The sequence below is a fragment of the Rhabdothermincola sp. genome (genome assembly GCF_036846205.1).
In the GTDB taxonomy this organism is placed as follows: Bacteria; Actinomycetota; Acidimicrobiia; order Acidimicrobiales; family Acidimicrobilacustridaceae; genus Rhabdothermincola.
In genome coordinates this window covers 1-3,196 of the sequence record NZ_DAIUCK010000167.1, presented here as the reverse complement: position 1 = coordinate 3,196, position 3,196 = coordinate 1, and the positions used below count along the sequence as shown (strand labels likewise).

The window sequence follows — 3,196 nt, the reverse complement described above, 5'->3', positions numbered from 1 at the left end:
GTTGGTGAGGATGTTGAACGCGATCAGTCCCACCGCGCTGAAGCCCCGGTCGGTGCGCAGGTACTCGTTCTGGAACCCGGAGGCGGGGGCCACGAACACCGCGAGGAACAGGCCGGACGCGGCCAGCAGGGCCAGCCGCCCGCGCGGCAGCCGCGGGCGGCTGTCTGCCGGGAGGCGATCCGAACGCCGCTCGCGCAGGGTGAACCGGCGGGTCTCGGGGAGGTGGCGGGCCACCCAGCGCAGGGGCAGCAGCGCCGCCAGCGGCACGACGTACAGGGCGCGCCAGGCTCCCTCGCCGAGATCGGCCACCCACAGCAGCGCCACCGCGGCGCCTGCGCCCAGTGCGCCGGCCATGGTCAGCACCGACACCGCGTAGGCGCGAGAGCCCGCCGGGGTCTCCTCCACCGCGATGATGCTGAACACCAGGGCCATGGCGGTGGAGAAGGCCCGGGCGACGGTCTGGCTGGCACCGAGCCAGACCAGGCCGGGGGCGAGGGCGCCGGTGGCGGTGGCGATGCAACCGGCGACCGACGCGGCGAGCAGCACCCGGCGCCGCCCCCGGCGGTCCGCGATCGCGGCCACCACCAGCGCGCCCAGCGCGCCGATCCGCACCACCGACAAGGTGGCGCCGATGGCCGCGTCGGAGGCGCCGAAGTCCTGCTTGAAGAAGGTGTTGGTCTGGCTGAGCAGCGTGCCCAGGTAGCCGGCGACGAGCGCGACGACGCTCAGCAGGCCGAGCACCCTCGCCGCCCGCCGGTCGAGGCGCTGGGGCGGCGCCCACCACGGCGCTCGCTCACCGTCGGGGTTCGTGCCTCGGCGGAGATGACGGCGCAGCAGGCCGTGGAACAGGAAGGACCACACCGGGATCGCCAGCCGGAACTCGAACCGCTCAGTGACCGTGAGCGGGCTGTCCGGGGCCGCGCCCACCCCGCGCTCGATCTCCACGGTGCGGCGCCACACGCTGAAGGGCCCGTCGTCGAGCTCGAACACCCGGTCGGCGACGCGGCGCTCCCGCACGAGGTCGTCGCGGGGCTCGAGGATCCTGCGGAGTTGGCGCTCGGTGACCGCGCGCTTCGCTACGACCTGGTGCACGCCGCCGCGAGCATACTGACCACCGTGGACCGCATCGCCGTACGCCAGTCGGGCCCCCTGGAGGGCACGGTCCCGATCAGCGGCGCCAAGAACTCGGTGCTCAAGTTGATGGCCGCGACCGCGCTGGCCCCGGGTGAGTTCCTGCTCCACAACGTGCCCGACATCGCGGACGTGACGTGGATGGGGGAGCTGCTCACCACCATGGGCATGACCGTCGAGCGCCCGGCCCCCGGCGACCTGCGGATCGTCCACGACGGCACCCTGGTGCCGGAGGCCCCCTACGAGCTGGTCGAGCGCATGCGGGCCTCGATCGTGGTGCTCGGTCCGCTGCTCGCCCGCTACGGGCGGGCCCGGGTGGCCCTGCCTGGTGGCGACGACTTCGGCCCCCGACCCATCGACATGCACCTGCGGGGCCTGGAGGAGCTCGGCGCCAGCTTCGAGTTCGCCCACGGCTACATCGAGGCCCGGGCCGACCAGCTCACCGGTGCGAGGGTGCTGCTCGAGTTCCCGAGCGTGGGTGCCACCGAGAACGTGCTCCTGGCCGCAGTGCTGGCGAAGGGCACGACCGTCATCGACAACGCGGCCCGCGAGCCGGAGATCGCGGACCTGGCCAGCTTCCTCAACCGCATGGGGGCGCGGGTGCTGGGTGCGGGGAGCTCGACCATCCAGGTCGACGGCGTCGAGCAGCTCGCTCCCGTGGAGCACACCGTCATCCCGGACCGGGTCGAAGCGGCGACCTTCCTGGCCGCGCTCGGCGTGGCCGGCGGGGAGCTCCTCCTGGCCGGTGCCCGGCACGACCACATGGACATGTACGCCGCCAAGCTGGGTGAGATGGGCATGCGTATCTCCCCCGACAGCGAAGGGATCTGGGCGATGTCGACGCGCCGGCTGCGTGCCGTCGACGTGTCGACCTTGCCGTACCCGGGTCTGGCCACCGACTACAAGCCGCTGTTCGTGGCCATGCTCGCCACCGCCGACGGGGTGGGCATCGTGACCGAGAACCTGTTCGCCGGGCGGTTCCGCTACGTCGACGAGCTGGTCCGGATGGGCGCCGACATCCGCACCGAGGGCCACCACGCGGTGGTGCGGGGCCGGCCGCTGCTGTCGGGCGCTCCGGTGCGGGCCCCGGACATCCGGGCCGGCGCGGCGCTGGTGGTCGCGGCGCTCAAGGCCGAAGGGGAGACCATCGTGGGTGACGCCCATCACATCGCTCGGGGCTACGAGCGCTTCGTGGAGAAGCTCCGGGCCATCGGCGCCGACGTCCGGGCGTGCTGATAGGGGCCGGCGGATCACGTCGGCGGAACACACCCGGCAGTGGCGGTGTTGGCACAGATGGTCCCTGCGAGGCAGCCTGAAGGAGCCATGCGCGCCCAGATCGAGCAGGTCATCGAAGCCATCCGCCCGGCCATCCAGGCCGACAACGGCGACATCTTCCTGCGCGACGTCGACGAGGAGACCGGTGTGGTGTCGGTCGAGCTGGTCGGCGCCTGCGTCTCCTGTCCCGCGTCGACGGTCACGCTCAAAGCCGGTATCGAGCGCATCCTGAAGGATCGGGTTCCCGGGGTCACCGAGGTCATCGACCTGGGCCAGGCGGCCACCGAGCTCGGGGAGCGACCGGTCACCCTCTGACCCCGGTCGCGGCATCACTACGCTTCGCCTCCGTGCCCCGCCCTCGCGTCACCGACCCGGCTGAGCTGCTGGCCCGTGCCCGGAATGGTGATCGCTCGGCGCTCGCCCGCCTGCTGTCGATCGTGGAGGAAGGCGGAGCGAAGGCCCACGAGGTCGGCCGGCTCGCCCACCCGCTGGGTGGCTCGGCCACGACCGTCGGGATCACCGGGTCGCCCGGTGCGGGCAAGTCCACGCTCACCAGCGCGCTGGTGTCCCGGATCCGGGCCGCCGGGGAGCGGGTCGCGGTGCTGGCCGTTGACCCCTCCTCACCGTTCACCGGCGGCGCGATCCTCGGTGACCGGGTGCGGATGGGTGACCATGCGCTCGACGACGGGGTGTTCATCCGTTCCATGGCCACCCGCGGTCACCTCGGCGGGTTGGCGCTCGCCACCCCCCAGGCGGTGCGGGTGCTCGACGCGACCGGCTGGCCGTGGGT

The 3,196-nt window shown here is 72.9% G+C and carries 3 protein-coding genes and 1 pseudogene; 3 read left to right on the top strand and 1 reads right to left on the bottom strand.

Features of this window, described 5'->3' with window-relative positions:
- Positions 1-1,092: MFS transporter (locus V7004_RS15495; protein ID WP_334145129.1), on the bottom strand; the 1,092-nt coding region annotated here is incomplete at its 3' end.
- A gap of 24 nt (positions 1,093-1,116) precedes the next feature.
- Between V7004_RS15495 and murA the strand changes: the two genes are divergently transcribed.
- The 3 genes and pseudogenes from murA to V7004_RS15480 form a co-directional block, all read left to right on the top strand.
- Positions 1,117-2,367, top strand: a complete 1,251-nt coding sequence (murA, locus tag V7004_RS15490) for a UDP-N-acetylglucosamine 1-carboxyvinyltransferase (RefSeq protein WP_334145127.1) — start codon at positions 1,117-1,119, stop codon at positions 2,365-2,367.
- A gap of 87 nt (positions 2,368-2,454) precedes the next feature.
- The gene (locus tag V7004_RS15485) at positions 2,455-2,721 is read left to right on the top strand and encodes a NifU family protein (RefSeq protein WP_334145126.1); all 267 of its coding nucleotides are present in this window, start codon (positions 2,455-2,457) and stop codon (positions 2,719-2,721) included.
- Positions 2,722-2,753: 32 nt separating this feature from the next.
- Positions 2,754-3,196: pseudogene (locus tag V7004_RS15480) on the top strand (methylmalonyl Co-A mutase-associated GTPase MeaB); the annotation flags it as partial.